Consider the following 18808-nt stretch of genomic DNA (forward strand, 5'->3'; position numbering starts at 1 on the left):
GCTTGCACACAGTGCACATGTCTTGTGATGCTATGACCGCTTTTGACGGATGAGTTGACCGAGGTCGACCGAGCGTCGACCGAGCTTGACTGTGCCTGACTGACAGTGCCTGTCTGAGAAGGGGTGGCGTTGACCGTGCCGGCCAGTACTGCGCCCGAAGCGCCGCCCGCGAGGACCGCACAGAGTTCCGAAAGTACGCAGAGTTCCGGAAACACCCCGAGCTCCGGAAGCACCCGGGGTGCCGACACCCGCGCCCTGACCCAGGTGCTCTTCGGCCAGCTCAAGGAGCTGGAGCCGGGCAGCCCCGAGCACGGCCGGGTGCGCGGCGCCCTCATCGAGGCCAACCTGCCGCTCGTGCGGTACGCGGCCGCGCGCTTCCGCAGCCGCAACGAGCCGATGGAGGACGTCGTCCAAGTCGGCACCATCGGGCTCATCAACGCCATCGACCGGTTCGACCCGGAGCGCGGGGTGCAGTTCCCGACCTTCGCGATGCCGACCGTGGTCGGTGAGATCAAGCGGTACTTCCGCGACAACGTCCGCACGGTCCACGTGCCGCGGCGGCTGCACGAGCTGTGGGTGCAGGTGACGGGGGCCACCGAGGACCTCACCACCGCCTTCGGGCGCTCGCCGACGACCTCGGAGATCGCCGAGCGGCTGCGCATCACCGAGGACGAGGTGCTCGCCTGCATCGAGGCCGGGCGCTCGTACCACGCGACGTCGCTGGAGGCGGCCCAGGAGGGCGACGGACTGCCCGGCCTGCTCGACCGGCTCGGCTACGAGGACCCCGCGCTCGACGGCGTCGAACACCGCGATCTCGTCCGCCACCTCCTGGTCCAACTGCCCGAGCGCGAGCAGCGGATCCTTCTCCTCCGCTACTACAGCAATCTGACGCAGTCACAGATCAGCGCCGAATTGGGCGTTTCCCAGATGCATGTGTCGAGACTGCTCGCCAGAAGCTTCGCGCGCCTTCGGTCCGCAAATCGGATCGAGGCGTAACCGTAACGAGTGGAGTGCCGTCGGAGCTCTTCCCGACGGCACTCTTTGCTGAAATGGCGCAGACCCCCTCTTTCCTGCACGGATGTCACCCTTGTTTGTCGACAAGTAACTACAGCGCGTTGCCGACATGTGACATTCTGCTGGAACCGCGTTTGCCGTAGCCCCACCTCCGGTATTCAGGTGGAGGCTGCGTTCCTCCGACGGGAGCGCCCGCCGCGACCGTCCGCGACCTCAAGGGGGTGGCATGTCCGCAGACCAGGGCAGCTCGAAGGTGCTCACGCTCACGCTCACCAAGAGCCCGAGCGAGTCCGCGCCCGACGCGCTTCACAGCTCACCGGCTTCGGAAGCCATCGACACCCGGACCCTGTCCCGCTCCCTCTTCCTGCGGCTCGCCACGCTCGCCCAGGACAGCCCGGAGCGCGTCTATGTACGGGACACGCTCATCGAGCTCAACCTCCCCCTCGTGCGGTACGCCGCGGCCCGCTTCCGCAGCCGCAACGAACCGATGGAGGACATCGTCCAGGTCGGCACCATCGGCCTGATCAAGGCGATCGACCGTTTCGACTGCGAACGGGGCGTGGAATTCCCGACGTTCGCCATGCCGACGGTCGTCGGTGAGATCAAGCGCTTCTTCCGGGACACCAGTTGGTCGGTGCGGGTGCCGCGCCGCCTCCAGGAGCTGCGGCTCGCGCTCACGAAGACCAGCGACGAGCTCGCCCAGCGGCTCGACCGCTCGCCGACCGTGGCCGAACTGGCCATCGCGCTCGGCGTATCGGAGGAAGACGTCGTCGACGGCCTCGCCGTCGGCAACGCGTACACGGCGTCCTCCCTCGACTCCCCGACCCCCGAGGACGACGGCGGCGAGGGCTCCCTCGCGGACCGTCTCGGGTACGAGGACTCGGCCCTGGAGGGCGTGGAGTACCGCGAGTCCCTCAAGCCCCTGCTCGCCAAACTCCCGCCGCGCGAGCGCCGCATCATCATGCTGCGCTTCTTCGCCAACATGACGCAGTCGCAGATCGGCGAGGAGGTCGGCATCTCGCAGATGCACGTGTCCCGCCTCCTGACGCGGACGCTCGCCCAGCTGCGCGAGGGCCTGATCTCGGACTGACGGCGTCCTGACGGCGTCGCCACGCGGCCGTGGCGGGACCGGTGTTGCTGACGGGGTTCCTAATTGACGGACCGTCAGCCACACTGACGCGATGCGACGAGGTGTGCGGAACATACTCGGTGCGGGGTGCGCTGCGCTGTGCCTCGGCGGGCTGCTGTCCGCCTGCGGCGGCGGCAGCGGTGACGGGTACGTGGCGACCGGGGCGGCGGGCTCCTCCCCGGGAGGCGCCCAGGCCCCCGACAGGCCGGTGGGCCCGACTGCGGACGTGCGGCTGATCCCTCTTGAGGGAGGCGACGGGACTGGCGGGGCCAAGGGTGGTCGTGGGGGTGCCTCGGAGGGGAAGTCGTCGTCGGGCGGGGCTTCGAGGGGTACGGGAGGGGGCTCTGCGGATCCGTCGACGGGGCCTTCGGAGGGCCCTGTCAGAAACAGGAACTCCCCGGATACGCCGGGTACGCCGGGTGCGCCGGGTACGCCGAGCTCACCGGGTACGCCTGACAGGCCTGGCACACCGGACAGGCCTGGCACGCCGAGCGCCCCGGGAACCCCGAGTAACTCGCCGAGTGGGCCCGCGAAGCTCAGCTTCGGTGACCCTGAGCGTGAGCCCGGAGCCAAGCGCTGGTGCGACAAGGTGACGGTCACCTTCCGCAACACCGGTGGCTCACCGGTCCGTTCGGGAACGGTCACCTTCGGTACGCACATCATCGGCGCGCTCGGCGTCGACTGGGCCACGATCGAGTCGACCGTGCAGTTGCCGGCGCCGATCGGCCCCGGGCAGAAGAGGGAGAAGTCCTGGCCGGTGTGCGTGGACGCGTGGCGCGTGCCGCTGGGCATGCACGTCGAAACGCGGGACGTCTCGGTCGAGTGGCACTAGCCCGCCCCTCCCGGCGGGGGGGGCGGTTCCGTTTCGCCTGCGGGCGCGTCGTGGTCGCTCGCGCAGTTCCCCGCGCCCCTGACCGTGGTCCCCCCGGCCGGTCCTTCGCCTGCGGGCGCGTCGTGGTCGCTCGCGCAGTTCCTCGCGCCCCTTGGGGGGCCAGCCATTCCGTATGGCTCAGGGTGGACTTCCTCAGGGGCGCGGGGAACTGCGCGAGCAACCACAGCGTGCCCGCAGAGAGACAGTCGCGGTAAGAGGTGGGGCGGTCCGAGTGGGACAGGGTGCCCCCACCCGCGTAGAGACGTCGAGTTCGTTGCCGTTACTTAAGGGCGAGCCACGCCACGCCCGCCACCACCAGGATCGCGAGAACGACGCCCACGATCAGGCCGACGCGCGGCCCCGAAGACGTCGCGGCCTGCTGTCGGCGGCCCTGCGGCGCCTCGTCGACGAAGGCGCGGAACATCTGCGTGCTGCCGGCGGGGTCGGGGTTGCCCGGGTTGCCCTGGGGGTTGTGTGCCATGGGGCAGGACACTAGCGAATCCAGCGCCATCGGCCCAACCCCCTCTGGCCAGGGACTTTACGAGCGGGCCCCCAACGCTTTGCCGACTCTTTAGTCCGATGGGCCCCTTTTAGTTTGCCTGCAGCAACCAACTGCTCTTATCGTTGCCCTAAGCAACAAATATTCAGGAGGTGCCGTGGCCGCGCAGCGTCAGTACGAGGAGCTGGCCCGACAGCTCAGCGCCATCGGTGCCGTGAAGCGTGGCCTCGGCCGGGGGCTCCCCCACGACTGCCCGGCCGGATCCGCCGCCGTGCTCATCCTGCTCGACCGCCACGGCGCGATGCGGATGAGCAGGCTCGCGGAGCTGCTCGCCGTCGACATGTCGGTCACCAGCCGGCACGTCGCCCACGTCGCGGAGAAGGAGTGGATCGTCCGCGATCCCGACCCCGCGGACAAGCGGTCCCGGATCCTGCGGCTCACCACCGAGGGCAAGGCCAAGGTGGACGAGCTCTCCGAGCTCTCCATCCGCACGCTCACCCACTACCTGCACGACTGGACCGACGACGAGGTCGTCCAGCTCAGCACGCTGCTCGCGCGACTGCGCGACAGCTTCGGGGACTGCCGCGCGGCTTCGGCCCGGCTGTCCCCTTCCCCCCACGACGTACAGACCACGTCGGAGACCACCCGTACACCCGCGTAAGAAAAGGAATTCCATGGCAACAACCACACCAGCCGGTGTGCGGGGCAGCCATGCCAAGCACGGAGCTCACCACGGTCACCACGGTGAGAACGCTCCGATGACGCACCGGCAGATCATGGAAGCGCTGTCGGGGCTGCTGCTCGGCATGTTCGTGGCGATCCTCTCGTCGACGATCGTCTCCAACGCCCTGCCCGAAATCATCGGCGACCTCGGCGGCGGCCAGTCCGCCTACACCTGGGTCGTCACCGCGTCGCTGCTCGCGATGACCGCGACGACGCCCCTGTGGGGCAAGCTGTCCGACCTCTTCAGCAAGAAGGCGCTCGTACAGATAGCCCTGATCATCTACGTCGGCGGATCGGTCGTCGCCGGTCTCTCGCAGAGCGCAGGGATGCTGATCGCCTGCCGCGTTGTGCAGGGCATCGGCGTGGGTGGCCTCTCCGCCCTCGCGCAGATCGTGATGGCCGCGATGATCTCCCCGCGCGAGCGCGGCCGGTACTCCGGCTACCTCGGCGCGACCTTCGCCGTCGCCACCGTCGGCGGTCCGCTGCTCGGCGGCGTCATCACCGACACCTCGTGGCTCGGCTGGCGCTGGTGCTTCTACGTCGGCGTGCCCTTCGCGATCATCGCGCTGATCGTCCTCCAGAAGACCCTGAAGCTCCCCGTCGTCAAGCGCGACGTCAAGGTCGACTGGGCCGGCGCCTTCTTCATCAGCGCCGCCGTCTGCCTGCTCCTCGTCTGGGTCACCTTCGCCGGTGACAAGTACGACTGGATGTCGTGGCAGACCGGCGCCATGGTCGGCGGCTCGGTGCTGCTCGCACTGATCTTCGTGTTCGTCGAGTCCAGGGCGAGCGAGCCGATCATCCCGCTGCGGCTCTTCCGCAACCGCACCATCACCCTCGCCTCGCTCGCCTCGCTCTTCGTGGGTGTCGCGATGTTCGCGGGCACGGTGTTCTTCAGCCAGTACTTCCAGCTGGCGCGGGGCGAGTCCCCGACGATGTCCGGCGTCATGACCATCCCGATGATCGGTGGTCTGTTCATCTCGTCCACCGTGTCCGGCCAGGTCATCACCAAGACGGGCAAGTGGAAGGCGTGGCTGGTCAGCGGTGGTGTGCTGGTGACGGCGGGCCTCGGTCTGCTCGGCACCATCCGGTACGACACCGAGTACTGGCACATCGCGATCTTCATGGCCCTGATGGGCCTCGGCATCGGCATGATGATGCAGAACCTGGTCCTCTGCACGCAGAACCAGGTCGCCCCCGAGGACCTCGGCTCCGCCAGCTCCACCGTCACCTTCTTCCGCTCCCTGGGCGGTGCGATGGGTGTCTCGGCGCTCGGCGCCATCATGTCCACGCGCATCACCGACTACGTCAAGGACGGCATCACCGACCTCGGCCCCAAGGCCGCGGCGCAGTTCGGCCACGGCGGCACGGGCGGCGGCGGCATCCCCGACCTGGACAAGATCCCGGAGCCGTTCCGCACGGTGATGGAGAGCGCGTACGGGCACGGCATCGCCGATGTCTTCCTGATCGCCGCGCCGATGGCGCTGATCGCCTTCCTGATCACGCTGTTCATCAAGGAGGTTCCGCTGCGGACGTCGGGTGGGCTCGCCCAGGCCGCGGAGAACACGGAGGGTGCGGCCCCGACCGCTGCCACGGCCCCCGCAGACACTGCCGCCACCACCGCCGAGCAGCCCGTGCTCGCCTCCGTCACCTCGACGACCGAGACCGGGCCCGAGGGCACGCAGCGGCTCGCCGCCACGGCGTCCGCCGCGCAGCCCGGCGCGGGATCCGGTGAGCTTCCGCAGATCACCGGCGGCATTCCGGTACGCGGCTTCGTCCGCGGCGCCGAGGGCGCGCCCGTGCCGCAGGCCGCCGTCACGCTGATCTCCCTCGGGGGACGGCAGCTCGGCCGCTCGGTCGCGCAGGGCGACGGCGCCTACACCGTCGACGCCCCGGGCGCGGGTTCGTATGTGCTCATCGCCTCCGCCGACGGCTTCCAGCCGCAGGCCTCGACTGTGGTCGTGGGCGAGGAAGCGCTGTCGTACGACATCCTCCTCAGCGGCACCAGCGGGCTGAGCGGCCTCGTGCGCGACGCCGACAGCAAGCTGCCCGTCAGCGGTGCGATGGTCATCGTGACCGATGTACGCGGTGACGTCCTCGCCACCGGACTCTCCGGCGAGCAGGGCGAGTTCACCTTCGCCGAGCTGGTCCCCGGCACCGTCACCATCGCGGTGAACGCCGCCGGACACCGGCCGCTGGCCCTGCCCGTCGAGGTGGGCGGCACCGGGGTCACCCGGGTCGAGGTCGAGCTCAGCTCCGGTGCGCGGGTGCTCGGCACGGTGCGCGCGGGCGGCGGCCTGCTGAACGACGCGCGGGTCACGCTGGTCGACGCCGCGGGCAACGTCGTCGCCACCGCCACCACCGGGACGGACGGGGCGTACGCCTTCACCGATCTGGACAGCGGGGAGTACACGGTCATCGCGACCGGGTACCCGCCGGTGGCCACGGGCCTGACGGTCGCCGGCAGCGGCGTCGAGGGCCACGACATCGAACTCGCCCACCCGGGCGAGTGACCGACCCCGGCCCGTGGCCGCGGACGCGCTTCGAGCGGAGGCGCGGCGGCCCCGGGCCGGTCGTGGGGAAGGCCCCCGGGCCGGCGGTGGCATTCATGGCAGGGGACGGCCGGCCACCGCCGCCGGGGGCCGCCCGCGTTCTGTGGGCCTGTTGGGGCTTGTGCGGCCTGTGCGGCCCGCACGGCCTCCATGAAGCGTGAACGAACGTGAGCTGGACTGTGAGGCTTCCGATCGGATCGGAAGCCCGGCAAGGAGTAAAACGGGATGGGACTCAACGCTCGGATCCGTACGCGTGACGGGTGGGCCGTGCCCCACGCCGTCGTCACGGTGACCGACATGACCGGGGCGCAGGTGCTGCGGGCGGACGCGGACGCGGAGGGCGTCGTACGGGACGGGACGGCGCTCGCGGCCGGGCCGTACACCGTCATCGTCACCGCCGTCGGCTACGCGCCGGTCGCCTCCACCGCGCTCGTCACCGCCAGCGGGCGGGCCGAGGTCGGCAACGTCGTCCTCGCCCGGCAGGGCGGCACGGAGCTGCCCCCGCCCGGGGCGTGGACCGTCGACCCCGCGCACTCGACCGTGGGCGCCGTCGCCCAGCACCTCGGGATCACCAGCGTGCACGGGCGGTTCCTGGAGTTCGGCGGCCGCATCGAGATCGCCGAGGACGTCGAGAAGTCGCGGGTCGAGGCGGTCATCCGGGCGGCCTCGATCGACACGGGGAACGGTATGCGGGACGGTCACCTGAAGTCGGCCGACTTCCTGGACGTCGAGCAGTACCCGGAGATCACGTACCGGTCGAGCGGGCTGAGCCCCGTGGGGCCCGACCGGTGGACGGTCCACGGTGAGCTGGGCATGCACGGGGTCGTGCGCCCCGTCGACCTGGACCTCAGCTACCTCGGCACCGGGGCGGACCCGTGGGGCGGCACACGCGCCGCCTTCCGCGCCACGGCGGAACTGCGCCGCGAGGACTTCGCCATGAACTACAACCAGGTGGTCCAGGCGGGCATCTCGGCGATCGGCACGACGCTGCGGGTGGAGCTGGACATCCAGGCCGTGCAGGGGGAGAGCTTGCCGCAGGCGGGCTGAGGGCTGCGAGCTGCGGGTTGCGGGCTGTCGGCGGGCTGACGGCTTAAGGCGGGCGCCCGAAGGTGAAGCCCCTTCGGGCAGTTGGGGCAGCGCGGGGGCAACAAGGGCAACGCCTGTGACAGAACGAAGACAGCGCGGAGGACCGGCCGTAACTCGGTGCGGGCTACAAATAGTTACGACCACACGCACGGCACCCGCACACCCGCCGCACTTCTTCTGGGGGAAACCATGAAGAACACCCGCATCACCGCTCTCGCCGCCGTCAGCCTCGCCGCCGCCCTCTCGCTCACCGCCTGCGGCGGTGACGACGACGGGCCGGACGCGTCGTCCAAGGGCTCGAACTCCTCGTCTTCATCCTCATCCGCGGGGAGCTCCGAGGCGGGCAACGCGGGCAACAAGGAGTCGGGGTCCGGCGAGGACACCAAGACCGAGGCAGCCGCGGGCGGCGCGAAGCCCGGCGCCAAGGCCACGTTCTGCAAGACGGCGGACCTCACCATCGACGCCCGGGACGCCGCCCCCGACGAGAACACCGGCAGCATCGACATCACCATGACCAACCGGGGTTCGACCACCTGCTCGGCGACGGGCTTCGCGGGCGTCGACATCAAGGACGTCGACCACACCTCCAGCTCGATCGAGCGCGGCCGGGCGCAGCCGCGGGTCACCACCCTCAAGCCGGGTGACGCCGCCGTCTTCAACATCGCCTACGACATCGACACCAGCGGCAAGAGCCTCGCGTCGCCGACCCACATCATGGTGACGCCCCCGAACGAGACCCACACCGTCACCCTGAAGTGGCCCGCAGGCGCCGGCGCCATCAAGGGCGCCTACACCGACATGCAGGTCTACCCCACCCACACAAAAAACTAGCCCCGCTCCCCCCGCCCGACCCCGACAACACGTAGCGGAGCCACCCCACCCACCCGCCCTGCTCCAGCGGGGACATCACAAGGGCACCCCACCGCCACCCGCCCGACCCCTCAGCAGGTCACAGGGCCAACCCCACCCACCCGCCCTACTCCCGCAGGAACATCACAAGGGCACCCCACCCCCGCGCCCCCGCAGGACGTCGCGAGGAACACCCCCACCCACCCGCCCCTACCCCGGCAGGACGACACAGGCAGACCCCACCCACCCGCCCCTACCCCCGCAGGACGTCGCGGGGCAAACGGGTGGGTGGGTGGGAAACATCCGCCGCGAAGCGGCGGGCTAGGTGCTCCTACCCCAGCGGTACAGCGCAGGCCAAGCCCACCCCACCCCACCCACCCACCCGCCCCGCGCCGGCTCACGCCTCCCGGGAAAGGAGGGACTCGATCCCCGCGACCATCAGGTCGAGGGCGATCGTGAAGTCCCGTTCCCACATCTCCTCAACCGTGTCCCCCTCCCGAGCCGCCATCAATTCATCCGCACTCTCCAACAGCCCGTGCGACGCCAGCTCGTCGCGAACCGTACCGGCCGCCTCCCGGTAGTACTCCTCCTGCGTCATCCCCACCTCCGCGCACCGCGAGATGTAGTGGCCCTCGATGGTGCCGAAGCCGTACACGAACTGGAAGACCGCCGAGATCGCCCCGTTCTGCGTGTAGGCGGGAAGCCCGGTGTTGCGCACCGCGTTCTGGATGGCGAGGGCGAAGGCCAGCCAGTTGGGTCCGATGTTGAGGAAGCGGCCGACCAGCGGTGACACCCAGGGGTGCCGGATCAGCGCCGCCCGGTACTCGCCGGCCAGCGCGCGGAGTTGTTCACGCCAGTTCTCGGGCGACGCCTCCGTCTCGGGGAGCCGCATCTCGCCGCACACCGAGTCGAGGGCGAGCTCCAGGAGGTCGTCCTTGGTGTCGACGTACCAATAGACGGACATCGCCGTGACGTTCAGTTCCCCGGCGAGCCTGCGCATGGAGAACTTGTCGAGCCCTTCCGCGTCCAGGAGCCGGACCGTGGCCTGGGTGATGCGTTCCCGGTCGAGGCCGTTCGGCTGATCGCCCTTGCGGCCGCCGCCGCGGGGTGTCCTGGCCTGCAGCCAGACACTGGTCCGCGCCGTGTTCTTCGTGCGGCCGGCTGCCTTCGCCATGGCGCACCTTCCTCGTTGGTCCTCGGGCCCCGGAGCCGTTGTCTCCGGGGAGGGGAATGCTATGCCGCTGTCTTACCCACGGAGTCTGCCCTCTCCGCCCTGCGCAGCAACGCCGCCGCCAGCATGCCGCCGACGAGCACCGCAGCCGCGCCGACCAGCTGGCTGGTCTCAAGCCCCGAGGAGAACGCGTCAGCGATCCGCTCCCGTTCACCCGTCGACTTCGCCGCGGCCATGGCCGCCGGGAACGACGCGGCGGAGACCGCGACGAGCGACGCGAAACGGGAGTTGAGGACCGCGCCGAGCACGGCGACGCCCAGACCGTTGCCGAACTCCGCGAGTGTGCCGTTGATGCCCGCGCCCACGCCGGCCTTCTCCGGCGGGATGGCGCTCATGATGGCGTTGGCCATGGCCGGCATGGCGAGCGCGATGCCGGCGCCCATCACGATCAGGCCGAACAGCAGGCCGTTGTAGTTGTCGCCGCCGAGCACCGCTATGGCCGCGAGGCCCGCGGCGAGCAGGCTCATGCCGGACATGATCGTGACGGGCGTGCCCATCTTGGCGTGCAGCTTCGCGCCGATGCCCGCCAGGTTCAGGGCCACGATGGTCACCGCGAGCGGCGCCGTGCGCAGGCCCGCCTCCAACGGCTCGTACCCGAGCACGAACTGCAGGTGCTGGGTGAGGAGGAAGAGCGAGCCGCTCAGGCCGAAGGCGACGAGGATGGCGCCCGCCACGGCACCGACGAAGCGCTGGTTGCGGAAGAAGTGCATGTCCAGCATCGGATACGGGATGCGCAGCTCCCAGAGCGCGAACGCGCCGAGCACCAGTACGCCGACGGTGGCGGAGACCAGGACCTGCGCCGACGTCCAGCCGTGCTCGGGGCCGGAGATGATCGCGTAGACCACCGCGGCCATGCCGATGGTCGAGAGCAGGGCGCCCAGCAGGTCGGGGCGGTCGCCCTGGGGGTTCTTGGACTCCGGGACCAGCTTCAGGACCGCGGCGAGGCCGAGCAGCGCCACGGGGATGTTGATCAGGAAGATCGAACCCCACCAGAAGTGGTCGAGCATGAAGCCGCCGAGCAGCGGACCGGCGGCGAACCCGAGGGAGTTGATGGTGGCCCAGAGGCCGATCGCCTTCACGCGCTCGGTGTCGTCGAAGATCTGCACGACCACGGCCAGGGTGGTGGTCATCAGGAGCGCGCCGCCGATACCCATGCCCGCGCGGGCGGCGATGAGCTGTGAGGAGCTCTGGGCGAGGCCGGCCGCCAGCGAGCCGATGCCGAACAGGGCGAGGCCCGCGGCCAGCATCTTCTTGCGGCCGTAGCGGTCGGCGGCGCTGCCCGCGGTGAGCAGCAGACCGGACTGGACCAGCGAGTACGCGTTGATCATCCACTGGATGTCGGACGTGGACGCGTCCAGCTCCCGGGTGAGGGAGGGGATCGCGACGCTCAGGACGGTGTTGTCCAGCAGCACGGTGAGCTGCGCCAGGCAGATGACGCCGAGGATCAGCCAGCGCTGCGGGTGCCTCTGCGAGGCGGTGGGGGTCTCGGCAGTCGTCGCCGTCATGCAGCCCTCCCTTTCCGGGGACCGGTTCTTCTACGGTGTACGGGGTTCTGACGATGTACACCGTAGAACCACCCTCGTACGCCGTACAAGAGATTTTCCGGAAAGGGAGTCGCGCGCCGCGCCGCGCATGCCGCCCGCGCGGCTTGTCGCCGTCCGGCGCGACGGCGGAGAGGACGAGCCGTGTCCGTAGGGTCCCCGGGCCGGGACCTCTCACGCGGAGACGGGGACGGCGGCCTTGATCAGATAGCCCGCCCCGCGCCGGGTGTGGATCATCGGCTCCCGGCCTGCGTCGATCTTCCTGCGCAGATACGAGATGTAGAGCTCGACGACGTTGGCCTGGCCCCCGAAGTCGTAGTTCCACACCCGGTCGAGGATCTGCGCCTTGCTGAGCACGCGCCGCGGATTGCGCATGAGGTATCGCAACAGCTCGAACTCGGTGGCGGTGAGGTGGATGCTGTCGCCGCCCCGCGTCACCTCGTGGCTGTCCTCGTCGAGGGTCAGGTCCCCCACGACCAGCGTCGACTCGCTGCGCCTGTCGGCGGCACCGGCCCGCCGGATGAGGCCGCGCAGCCGCGCCACGACCTCCTCCAGGCTGAACGGCTTGGTGACGTAGTCGTCGCCGCCCGCCGTGAGCCCGGCGATGCGGTCCTCCACCGCGTCCTTCGCGGTGAGGAACAGCACGGGCACGCTCGGCATCTCGCGGCGCAGCCTGCCGAGCAGCGAGAGCCCGTCCATGTCGGGCAGCATCATGTCGAGCACTACAGCGTCGGGGCGGAACGCGCGCGCGGCCCGCACCGCGCCCGCGCCGTCGGCCGCGCTGCGGATCTGCCAGCCCTCGTAGCGCAGGGCCATGGACAACAGCTCGGTGAGCGACACCTCGTCGTCCACGACGAGCACGCGGACGGGGCTCCCGTCCGGCCTGAGCAGTTCGGTACGCGCCTGAGGCGTGGTCGTGGTCATGTCCCACACCCTGCGACCCGCCCCTGAGAGCACTCTTGCGTCAACCTGTGAATTCCCTGAGAAACGGCGCGGGGAGCGCCTTCGGGCGTCGGCCCCGACCGAGAGGAGCGCCCTCAGGCGTCGAGCCCGACCGAGAAGAGCGCCTCAGGCGTCGAGCCCGAACAACCGGACGCCGTTCCCGTGCAGCACTCCTCGCAGCCACGCGTCCCCGAGCCCGAGCCGCTCCAGGGACTCCAGCTGATGGACGTACGCGTACGGGATGTTGGGGAAGTCGCTGCCCAGAAGCACCTTCCCGCCCAGGTCCGCCAGGCGCGCCGTCTCCTCCTTCGGGAACGGCATGAGCCGCTCGCTGAAGTCCGTGAACGCCATGGTCGTGTCGAGGCGCACCTCCTCGTACCGCTCCGCGAGCGTGAGGAACTCCGCGTACTCGGGCATCCCCATGTGCGCGACGACGACCGGCAGCCGCGGATGGCGCGCGAGGAGCCGGGCGACCGGCTCGGGCCCGGTGTGCTCGCCGGGCGCCGGGCCGGAGCCGCAGTGCATGACCACCGGCACCCCGGCCTCGGCGAGCAGGCCCCACACCGGGTCGAGCAGCGTGTCGCCGGGATCGTAGCCGCCCACCTGGACATGCGACTTGAAGACCCGCGCGCCCGCCTCGACGGCCTCCCGCACATACCGGTCCACGCCCGGCTCGGGGAAGAACGTCGCGGTGTGCAGACAGCCGGGCGTACGCCGCGCGAAGTCGGCGGCCCATCCGTTCAGCCACTCCGCCATGCCCGCCTTGTGCGGATAGACCATCGAGGTGAAGGCCCGCACCCCGAACTCCCGGAGGAGCTCGACGCGCCGCTCCTCCTCGTGCCGGTAGGTGATGGGCCACCGCACCACGCCGGTCGCGTCGTACGAGTCGAAGTACGCCCAGACCTTCCTCAGCACCCGCTCCGGCATGAAGTGCGTGTGTACGTCGACGAGACCGGGAACCCCGACCCGCTCCAGGAACCGCCGTACGGCAACACCGTCCCCACCACTGCCACTTCCACGGCTACTCCCGCACAAAGCCATGACTTCGCTCGACCTTGGCGACGTGGAGGACGTACGACTCGTACCAGTCCTCGCGCCCGCGCCGCTGGGCCGCACGGTGCTCCAGATCGCTCCGCCAGGCCTTGATGGCCTCCTCGTCGCGGAAGTACGCGACGGTGATGCCGAGGCCTTCCGGGTCGCGGGCCCCGTCGACGCCGAGGAACCCCGGCACCTCGGCGACCAGCTCGTCCATGCGGTCGGCGGTCTTCCCGTAGCCGTTGTCGCCCGCGGTGCGCACGGAGGAGAAGACGACGGCGTAGTACGGCGGTTCGAAAGGCCCGGCGGGACCTCTGTCGTGATCACTCATGGCGTCACATTCGGGCCCGCGCCCCGTGCCCGTCCACCCCTTTCCCCCATCTCTTGCCCAACGGTCAGCAGGAATTGACCATTCGGTCAGCGAGAACGCAGCGGTCGCGGCTCTCAGAAGAGCCCGTCCTGCTCGACGCCACCGCCACCGCCGCCACCACCACCCGCGACCTCCACCGCATGCACCGGGACCGTGACGCCCGCGCCCGCGCCGGCCGCCACCAGCTCCCACCCCACGAGCACCCGCGTGTCGACCACCAGCGCGCCGCCGCCCGCGATCTCCAGGTGCAGGTCGGGCCCCGCCGCGGCGACGAGCCGCCCCGCGACCGTCCCGCCGTCGACCAGCTCCCGCACGACCCCGCCCCCCGGCGCGGGCCCACCGCGCGCGCCGAGCCCGAACTCCTCCGCGTGATCGACGGCCTCGAAGGCCACCCGTTCCAATGCCTCGGCCCACCCGTCGAGCGCCACGGCCCGCCGGTACAGCTCGTCCAGCTCCCGCGCACGCTCCGGCCGGGCGGGGAGCTCCGCCCGTACTCCGCGCTTGCGGGCGTACGCCACCCGGTCCGGCACCCCGAGCGCCGCCCGCAGCAACTCCTCCGTACGCCGCGCCGCCATCAGCGGCCCGCGCCCCAGCCAGCAGAACGCCACCGCGCCCTGCTCCAGGAGCCGCCGGGAACCCCGCTCCTCCGCGGTGATCCCGACCTTCACCAGACCGGCCCCGAACCACGCGAGATACACCCGGTACGTCCGCGGATCGTCGGGCACGCCGTCCGCCGCCACCGAGAACGCCCGGTCGAGCCGCGCACACTCCGCGCAGCGCGCCTGCGTGGCCCGGCCCGGCACGACGGCCCGCAGCGGACACGGATTCCCCCGCGCCCCCACGCACCGCCGCTCACCCACGGCCCGGAACCCGATGTCCGTCCCGTACGCGAGGGCGCTGCGCCGGCCGCCTTCCCACCGCAGCACGGGTCTCCCATCCGGCCACCCGAGCCCCGCGCACCGCCACGCCATCCGCGACTCCCTCATCAACCCCATCAACGCAAAAGGCCCCCGGATCATCTCCGGGGGCCTTTCGACTGTGTGCACTCGGCAGGATTCGAACCTGCAACCTTCTGATCCGTAGGATCGGGCAGGCCGCTGGGCGGGGGCTCCGCTCTGCTCCCGCCTGATCGCTGATCGTCGTGGTCAATCGCCTCTGTGTGCCGTCGTTGCCGTCAGCTCGGACCAGTGGCACCAGCTCGCAGCGTAGGCGATCGCCGCGACGCCGAGCCTAGGCCGCCAAGGTCGTGGGCTTGGCTGTCCGCTCCAGTTCCTTGAAGATGACGTTGAGGACTTCGAGTTCCTCACCGGTGAACAGGTCGTCGGGGCCGCCCGGGGCAAGATCGACAAACGAATCCTCGTAGAGGTCGCCCAAGCCCAGGATTCCGCGCTTCGCCACTGTATCGATGATCAACGTCAGGAAGTCGATCTGGCGGGAGCTGAGCTGCTTACCCGTGCAGAAGACCTCGAACGCCCTCTGTGCGGCCTGTCGATCCAGCCCACACAGCCCGCGCACGAACAGGCCGAGGCCGCCGGAGGACCGCACCTCGTCGAGATCCTCCGGGGAGGCGATGGCCTCTGCCAGGAAAATCTCCTCCAGCTCCGCGAGATCGAGTTCGGTGATCTGCTCATTGAGACGCAGTTTGCGAACCACCGGCTGGTCCTCGTGGCGCAGGAGGTAGGCGCGGGCCTTCTGCTTGAAGCGCTGCTCGTCCGTGCCCTGAGGCATTCCTTGGATCTCGGCCTCGGTGATGTCACCAAACTGGTCGACGAAGTCGGTGTAGACGACGTTCCGCTTGACCTTGGGGTCGGTGAGCCGGGCGAGCCGACGCATACGGCGGCGCATGTCCTCCAGCATCGGGAGTGTCACGTCGTTCCACCACTCGTCGCCCGCCACCGCTTCCAGCAGCTCGGCCTGTTCACCGACCGCCGGGATGTTGGTCTTGGTGAGCAGGTTGGACGCGATGTCTCGGATCTTCGTGCGCAGCTTGGCGAAGTCCTTGCCGCCTTCCAGTGCGGCGAGCTGGAGACCATACGCCATCAGGTCGAACCGCTTGGCCTCCTCGCCCGTCTCCTCGTCGTCCGGGCGGAACTCGCTGGGCAGTCCGAGCAGGTGGTCGCGGATCGCGGTGTCCGCGTCGTCGTCCACTCGGTGCCAGCTGCCGAAGTCGCTGAAGACCTCGACCTCCCGGCGGTGCGGGCGCACCAGGAAGTTGTCCAGGTTCATGCCGGTGACGGTGTGGTGCAGCCGGTGGGCCAGCGACCAGCGGATCTCCGCCTCGGTACCGATCGCGTCGGGGCCGGCGTCACGTGCCGGGTCGGGCTGCTGCCGCTTGTCCAGGACCCGGACCAGGTCGAGCTGGCGCTGGAGGAGCTTTTCGGTGAGGGTGACGGCCCTGCGCCCCTCCGACCGGTCGAGCTGGCTGTTGAAGAAGTCGATGTTGCCGCAGAAATCAAAGACGTAGAAGTTCTGCTTGTTGTGATCGGGGTTGTCGGGGTCGGGGCCGTAGAGGGCGGGGCGCAGGCGGGTGCCGCGGCCGATCATCTGCCAGAACTTGGTCTTGGAGAAGACCGGCTTGGCGAAGACCAGGTTCACCACCTCCGGTACGTCGATGCCGGTGTCGAGCATGTCGACGGAGATGGCGATGTCGGGGGCGTTCGGCGGGTTCTTCGGGTTGGAGAAGTCGTCGATGAGGGACTGGGCGTACGTCTCCTTATACGTGATCACGCGCGCGGTGTGGCCAGCACCCTGCGGGTAGTTCGCGTTGTAGCGCTCCTCTATGTACCGGGCGTGGTCGTTGTTCTTGGCGAAGATGATCGTCTTGCCGAGCCGGTCGCCGCCTTCGACGCGGTGGCCGCGCGTCATCAGCGTCTCCAGCATCTTGTCCACGGTGTCCTCGTTGAAGAGGATCTTGTTCATGTCGTGGCGGCCCACCGCGTCCGGGATGTCACCGTCCTCGGTCCACTCCTTGGCGTCCCACTCGGCCTTCTCCTCCTCCGAGAGATCGGCGTAGCGGATGCCCTGCTCCATGAACTTCAGCGGTACCTTCACCGCCTTAGGGAGGACGAGGTAGCCCTCGGCGGCGGCTTCATGGAGATCGTAGGAGTCGGTCGGGACTCCGTCCTCCATGGCGAACAGCTTGTACGTGTTGTGGTCGATCTCGTCCTTGGGCGTGGCGGTCAGGCCGAGCAGCAGCGAGTCGAAGTACCGGAACAGCTCGCCGTACTTCGCGTACACGGAGCGGTGCGCCTCGTCGATGACGATCAGGTCGAAGTGGCCGGGCCCGAAGCGGCGGCGGCCCGCTCCGTCGATGACGTCGATCTGCTTCATCATCGTCTGGTACGTGGAGAGATAGACGCGGGCCGCGGCGGCCTTGTCGTCGAGGAGGCTGGCCGCGGGGGTGTTCGGCAGGTTCTCCTTGAACGCCTTCATGGCCTGGGTGACCAGCGCCTGCCGGTCGGCGAGGAAGAGCACCCGCTGTGCCCAGCCCGCCTTCATCAGCTGGTCCACGAGGGCCACGGTGGTACGGGTCTTGCCGGTGCCAGTCGCCATGACAAGCAGCGCCTGGCGGCCCCGGTCCCGCTCGAAGGTCTCGCCCACCCGCTTGATCGCGCGGAGCTGGTAGGGGCGGCCGGCGATCTTCTCGTTCACCGGTGTGGACGTGAGGGAGAGGCGTCCGGCGCGCTGGCGGATGTGCCAGTGCAATTCGTCCTTGGTGAAGAAGCCCTGCACCTGGCGGGGCGGGTAGCCGAGGCTGTCGTCCCAGAGATAGGTCTGGTACCCGTTGGTGTAGAAGATCACCGGGCGGCGGTTGAACTGTGCTTCGAGCGCGTCGGCGTACAGCTTCGCCTGCTGCTGCCCGTCACGGGCGTCCCGCTGGGTCTTCTTGGCCTCAACGACGGCGAGGGGCTTGCCGTCATCGCCCCAGAGCACGTAGTCGACGTACCCCTTGCCCGTCTTGGTGGGCATCCCGGTCGCTATCGGGTACTCGGTGTCCTTGCCCGGGATGAGGAGGTCCCAGCCCGCTTCCTTGAGGAGCAGGTCGATGAAGGCGTCGCGGGTCGCCTTCTCGTCGTAGTCGTGGGTGTCCTGTACGGCCTGGTTGGCGGCCTTGGCGGCGGCGATCTGCTTCTTGAGCTCTTCGAGCTGTCGGGCGAGGTCCGCGTTCTGGGCGCGCTCGGCGGCCAGCTCCTCCGCCTGCTGCTTGAAGCGTGCCTCGTCCTCCGCCTCCTTGGCCTTGAGTTCGGCCTGCTTCAGCGCGCGGGCCTGCGGGGAGAGGGGGCGCGGTACGGCGCTGGTGTCGAACTCCAGCCCGGCGGGCGGCAGAGCCGAAGCCTGGCGGGTGTAGGTACGGGCGAACCAGTACAGGGAGTGGAATAGCTCCTTGACGCTGGCCTCGGCGACGGCCTTCGGGACAGGGGCGGCCTTGTGCACGGCGTTGTTGCCATGCCGGCGGATGAGGTCCATCTTGGCGTTGACCGTCGGCCCGACGAGCTGCCGGAAGCTCGGCTCGTGGAGCATCGCCGCGAGATCTTTTTTGTAGGGCTCGCTGAGGCTGCTGTCCTTGTCGTACATCCAGCGGGCGGTGATCTCGATGGCGCGGCGGGCGTAGAAGCAGGCGGCACGGGGGTCGTGGTGGATCAGCCGTTCGGCGTGGATCGCCTCATCGTAGAGGGACGGCCACTCCGCGCGGAGGAAGGTGAAGTTGCCGCCGGTGGTGCGGCTGATGCTTTCAGCGGCGGCGCGGTCTCGGGCCTGCTTGTCCTGCCGGGTCTGCTCCTGGTTGTCGCGGTTCCGCTCGTTCCCCATGGCAGTGTCCCTCCCCTGTTGCACGGCCCCTGTCGTACGGGTCCGGGACGCCCCGGACCCGTACAAGGCCAACGTTTCTTGTCCGTCTCCTACGGCAGAGCCGCCCCTCGGTCGGACTCCCCTGCCCGGCCCAGGGGCGGCGTGTGACGCGGTCGGTACC

15 protein-coding genes are annotated in these 18808 nt (G+C 69.7%); 7 read left to right on the forward strand and 8 right to left on the reverse strand.

The features are described 5' to 3' along the window. The first annotated feature begins 135 nt into the window (after positions 1–135). The 3 genes from ACZ7LU_RS22825 (at position 136) to ACZ7LU_RS22835 (ending at position 2975) form a co-directional block, all read left to right on the forward strand. Entirely contained in the window at positions 136–996 is an 861-nt protein-coding gene (locus ACZ7LU_RS22825) for an RNA polymerase sigma factor SigF (RefSeq protein WP_471917841.1), read from the forward strand. A 244-nt stretch (positions 997–1240) separates the two neighbouring features. Beyond that, a complete protein-coding gene (locus ACZ7LU_RS22830; RefSeq protein WP_471917842.1) occupies positions 1241–2104 on the forward strand; it encodes an RNA polymerase sigma factor SigF in 864 nt (287 codons plus the stop codon). 628 nt (positions 2105–2732) lie between these two features. Then, positions 2733–2975 carry a hypothetical protein gene (locus ACZ7LU_RS22835; protein WP_471917843.1) on the forward strand — a complete coding sequence of 81 codons (243 nt, stop codon included), beginning with the start codon at positions 2733–2735 and terminating at the stop codon, positions 2973–2975. Between the two features lie 319 nt (positions 2976–3294). On the opposite strand, the gene ACZ7LU_RS22840 is transcribed toward ACZ7LU_RS22835, so the two are convergent. Further along, entirely contained in the window at positions 3295–3495 is a 201-nt protein-coding gene (locus tag ACZ7LU_RS22840; RefSeq protein ID WP_398301646.1) for a hypothetical protein, read from the reverse strand. Positions 3496–3670: 175 nt separating this feature from the next. Here ACZ7LU_RS22840 and ACZ7LU_RS22845 point away from each other — a divergent pair, with 175 nt between their 5' ends. From ACZ7LU_RS22845 to ACZ7LU_RS22860, 4 genes are all read left to right on the forward strand, one after another. Further along, entirely contained in the window at positions 3671–4174 is a 504-nt protein-coding gene (locus ACZ7LU_RS22845; RefSeq protein ID WP_468301919.1) for a MarR family winged helix-turn-helix transcriptional regulator, read from the forward strand. Between the two features lie 97 nt (positions 4175–4271). Then, on the forward strand, positions 4272–6746 hold the full coding sequence (locus ACZ7LU_RS22850; RefSeq protein ID WP_471917844.1) for an MFS transporter: 2475 nt from the start codon (positions 4272–4274) through the stop codon (positions 6744–6746). Positions 6747–7010: 264 nt separating this feature from the next. After that, complete coding sequence (locus tag ACZ7LU_RS22855; protein WP_398301652.1) at positions 7011–7832, forward strand: YceI family protein; 822 nt, start codon at positions 7011–7013, stop codon at positions 7830–7832. A gap of 228 nt (positions 7833–8060) precedes the next feature. Then, on the forward strand, positions 8061–8702 hold the full coding sequence (locus tag ACZ7LU_RS22860; protein WP_471917845.1) for a DUF4232 domain-containing protein: 642 nt from the start codon (positions 8061–8063) through the stop codon (positions 8700–8702). Between the two features lie 415 nt (positions 8703–9117). On the opposite strand, the gene ACZ7LU_RS22865 is transcribed toward ACZ7LU_RS22860, so the two are convergent. The 7 genes from ACZ7LU_RS22865 to ACZ7LU_RS22895 all read right to left on the reverse strand — a co-directional run bounded on the left by ACZ7LU_RS22865 (position 9118) and on the right by ACZ7LU_RS22895 (position 18648). Beyond that, positions 9118–9894, reverse strand: a complete 777-nt coding sequence (locus ACZ7LU_RS22865) for a TetR/AcrR family transcriptional regulator (protein WP_468561885.1) — start codon at positions 9892–9894, stop codon at positions 9118–9120. A gap of 59 nt (positions 9895–9953) precedes the next feature. Beyond that, positions 9954–11456 (reverse strand): MFS transporter, encoded by a 1503-nt coding sequence (locus ACZ7LU_RS22870; protein ID WP_471917846.1) that lies wholly within the window; start codon positions 11454–11456, stop codon positions 9954–9956. 210 nt (positions 11457–11666) lie between these two features. Beyond that, positions 11667–12416, reverse strand: a complete 750-nt coding sequence (locus ACZ7LU_RS22875) for a response regulator transcription factor (RefSeq protein WP_398301659.1) — start codon at positions 12414–12416, stop codon at positions 11667–11669. A gap of 144 nt (positions 12417–12560) precedes the next feature. After that, positions 12561–13475 carry an amidohydrolase family protein gene (locus tag ACZ7LU_RS22880; protein ID WP_471917847.1) on the reverse strand — a complete coding sequence of 305 codons (915 nt, stop codon included), beginning with the start codon at positions 13473–13475 and terminating at the stop codon, positions 12561–12563. Beyond that, positions 13456–13800 (reverse strand): antibiotic biosynthesis monooxygenase family protein, encoded by a 345-nt coding sequence (locus tag ACZ7LU_RS22885; RefSeq protein WP_398301663.1) that lies wholly within the window; start codon positions 13798–13800, stop codon positions 13456–13458. The genes ACZ7LU_RS22880 and ACZ7LU_RS22885 overlap by 20 nt, the downstream gene beginning before the upstream one ends. A gap of 113 nt (positions 13801–13913) precedes the next feature. Further along, positions 13914–14810, reverse strand: coding sequence for a DUF2797 domain-containing protein (locus tag ACZ7LU_RS22890; RefSeq protein ID WP_471917848.1), 897 nt, complete (start codon positions 14808–14810; stop codon positions 13914–13916). A gap of 259 nt (positions 14811–15069) precedes the next feature. Further along, positions 15070–18648: a DEAD/DEAH box helicase family protein gene (locus ACZ7LU_RS22895; RefSeq protein WP_471917849.1), complete on the reverse strand. Its 3579-nt coding sequence runs from the start codon at positions 18646–18648 to the stop codon at positions 15070–15072. Positions 18649–18808: the final 160 nt, after the last annotated feature.

It is taken from the genome of Streptomyces sp. NPDC039462 (assembly GCF_055639375.1).

Bases quoted from the DNA above. Each gene is read 5' to 3' on its own strand.
- ACZ7LU_RS22830 (WP_471917842.1), top strand. From the start codon at position 1,241: ATGTCCGCAGACCAGGGCAGCTCGAAGGTGCTCACGCTCACGCTCACC.
- ACZ7LU_RS22840 (WP_398301646.1), bottom strand. From the start codon at position 3,495: ATGGCACACAACCCCCAGGGCAACCCGGGCAACCCCGACCCCGCCGGC.
- ACZ7LU_RS22850 (WP_471917844.1), top strand. From the start codon at position 4,272: ATGACGCACCGGCAGATCATGGAAGCGCTGTCGGGGCTGCTGCTCGGC.
- ACZ7LU_RS22855 (WP_398301652.1), top strand. From the start codon at position 7,011: ATGGGACTCAACGCTCGGATCCGTACGCGTGACGGGTGGGCCGTGCCC.
- ACZ7LU_RS22860 (WP_471917845.1), top strand. From the start codon at position 8,061: ATGAAGAACACCCGCATCACCGCTCTCGCCGCCGTCAGCCTCGCCGCC.
- ACZ7LU_RS22865 (WP_468561885.1), bottom strand. From the start codon at position 9,894: ATGGCGAAGGCAGCCGGCCGCACGAAGAACACGGCGCGGACCAGTGTC.
- ACZ7LU_RS22870 (WP_471917846.1), bottom strand. From the start codon at position 11,456: ATGACGGCGACGACTGCCGAGACCCCCACCGCCTCGCAGAGGCACCCG.
- ACZ7LU_RS22875 (WP_398301659.1), bottom strand. From the start codon at position 12,416: ATGACCACGACCACGCCTCAGGCGCGTACCGAACTGCTCAGGCCGGAC.
- ACZ7LU_RS22880 (WP_471917847.1), bottom strand. From the start codon at position 13,475: ATGGCTTTGTGCGGGAGTAGCCGTGGAAGTGGCAGTGGTGGGGACGGT.
- ACZ7LU_RS22885 (WP_398301663.1), bottom strand. From the start codon at position 13,800: ATGAGTGATCACGACAGAGGTCCCGCCGGGCCTTTCGAACCGCCGTAC.
- ACZ7LU_RS22890 (WP_471917848.1), bottom strand. From the start codon at position 14,810: ATGGCGTGGCGGTGCGCGGGGCTCGGGTGGCCGGATGGGAGACCCGTG.
- ACZ7LU_RS22895 (WP_471917849.1), bottom strand. From the start codon at position 18,648: ATGGGGAACGAGCGGAACCGCGACAACCAGGAGCAGACCCGGCAGGAC.